Below are 2,268 nucleotides of genomic sequence, written 5' to 3' on the forward strand. Positions count from 1 at the left end.
GCTGTAAACGCGGTAAATCTTGTGCATCATTTGGAAATGTATTATCCTTTGAAATATTTAAAACAGATGAAGGCATTTTTACTTCTACCGTTGTCTTTGCAAAACTACTGTTAGGAAATAATAAAATAAACGAGACCATGGTTGAAAGACATATGCTGTACACTCGTTTCACCTGTCTGGCTCCTTCCTATGTAAAGGTATATAAATTACTGTATTTAGTGTTTTCCCTCTGAAGCATTGTTATCCCTATTTTTCATAATAAATAAAAACCAATTCCCATAATGACATACGCAGCTAATAAAGTGCCTCCTTCAAACCAGTTTGTATCCCCATCATTTGAAATGGCGATAGTTAAGAAAACAGCTGTAATCATAGAAACAAGTTCTGGTATTGTAAATACTAGAGGCATCTTTTGTGCAAAAAGCATCGAAAGAAGTACTAACACAGGAGCAACAAACATGGCGATTTGTAATGTAGAACCTACTGCAATTTCTACTGCGATATTTACTTTATTTTTATATGCCATAATAATCGCAGATGCATGTTCTGCTGCATTACCAACAATTGCAACGATAATAACCCCTATAAATAACTCTGACCAGCCAAACGACTTTGCGACCGTTTCAAAAGTATGTACGAGTGCCTCTGACACATAAGCAACTGCAAGTGTTGCTATCGCTAAAATGAGTAGTGCTTTACCTTTCGACCACTCTGGCTCTTCCTCATGCGCTACTTCATCACTTTTATGTTGATATACACCACGGTGCGTAACTAACTTAAATAGCAATGCAGCAAGATACATAATGATCATGATAATAGAAACACCAATACTTAATTGATACGTCTTTCCAGCATCCATCTTCATTGAAAAAATCTCTGGAATAACAAAGGCTACGACAACAGCAAATATTAATAAAGCTGAATTATGTCTTGCATCATAAACATTGAAACTTTGTCTTTTATACTTAAGGCCACCTATAAAGAAGGATAACCCTCCTACCAGTAATAAGTTTCCAAGTACAGAACCAGTTAAGGAAGCTAAAACAACTTCTGTTAATCCTGCCTGGAGTGCAAAAATTGAAATGATAAGTTCCACGGCATTACCGAAAGTTGCATTTAATAAACCACCTATCCGAGGCCCAGAAACAATTGCTAAACTTTCTGTCGCCCTCCCCATAAAACCAGCTAATGCAATAATAGTAATGCAGTATACAGCAAACATAATAGTTTGTGGCCAATGAAGTGTTTTTCCGATTACAGAAAGTGGTACACCTATAAGCGCTACTATGAGAAATATTTTATTAAACATGCTTTTCATCCTTCCATCGTATGTATTTCTCCTCGATATTATTATTATTCATCTCCTAACTTGTCCGATTTCATCACAATTACGTTTAAAAAATCGGATTGAAGAAAACAGTATGAAAGATATTTAAATTATCTTGTCCAGACAGAAAAAATTATGAATTATGAAAAGAGGCTAAAAATATGCACTTAAAAGAAAAAATCGCAACTATTATTCAAGGTCAACGYACTGGTGTATTATCTACTGTACGTAACGATAAGCCACATAGCGCCTTTATGATGTTTTTCCACGAAGATTTTGTACTATATGTTGCAACAGATCGAAATTCARAAAAGATAACAGATATTGAAAAAAACCCCAATGTACATGTACTACTTGGACGTGAAGGAAAGAAATTAGATGAGGATTACATTGAAGTTGAAGGTATAGCTTCCATCGAAGAAGATCAAACATTAAAAAACAAATTTTGGACTAATAGCTTAAAACGCTGGTTACTCGGTGCGGAAGACCCTAATTACGTACTAATAAAAATCAATCCCGATACAATTTATTACATCGATAGTGCTGGTRCGACCGAKCCCGAGTTTTTACGACTATAAAATAAAAACAAGCCCCCCTTAGGTGGGCTTGTTTTGTCGAAAGGTTCTTCTGAAAAAAACAATAAAATAGGTGGAACTTTCTAAAGATTCTGTTATATAATAGCAGTAACTTAAATAAACTGTATTAAAACAGATTGAGGGGAGAAATTAAAATTGATGAAAAGAGAAGAACGAAAAAACATGATTGAGTTTATTGAAAAGAAAAAAGGGATTGAACGTGACGAATTATTATTTATGACRGAYGATGAAGTAGAGCATATTTATAATGTAACGTACTTTTTATATGAAGAAATAGCAGAGTAGTATAATAAACCCCCACCTTATTAAAAATATAGGGCGGGGGTTTATTTCGTTTTTATACAT

The 2,268-nt window shown here is 34.3% G+C and carries 3 protein-coding genes; 2 read left to right on the top strand and 1 reads right to left on the bottom strand.

The features are described from left to right. Positions 1-253: 253 nt before the first annotated feature. The gene (cax, locus tag AC1DJR_RS27085; protein ID WP_002125016.1) at positions 254-1,309 is read right to left on the bottom strand and encodes a calcium/proton exchanger; all 1,056 of its coding nucleotides are present in this window, start codon (positions 1,307-1,309) and stop codon (positions 254-256) included. 179 nt (positions 1,310-1,488) lie between these two features. Between cax and AC1DJR_RS27090 the strand changes: the two genes are divergently transcribed. Further along, positions 1,489-1,905, top strand: a complete 417-nt coding sequence (locus AC1DJR_RS27090) for a pyridoxamine 5'-phosphate oxidase family protein (protein ID WP_477003954.1) — start codon at positions 1,489-1,491, stop codon at positions 1,903-1,905. 156 nt (positions 1,906-2,061) lie between these two features. Further along, a complete protein-coding gene (locus AC1DJR_RS27095; RefSeq protein WP_000817786.1) occupies positions 2,062-2,208 on the top strand; it encodes a BH0509 family protein in 147 nt (48 codons plus the stop codon). The last annotated feature ends 60 nt before the right edge of the window (positions 2,209-2,268 follow it).

This window comes from Bacillus sp. 05T31 (assembly GCF_056396725.1).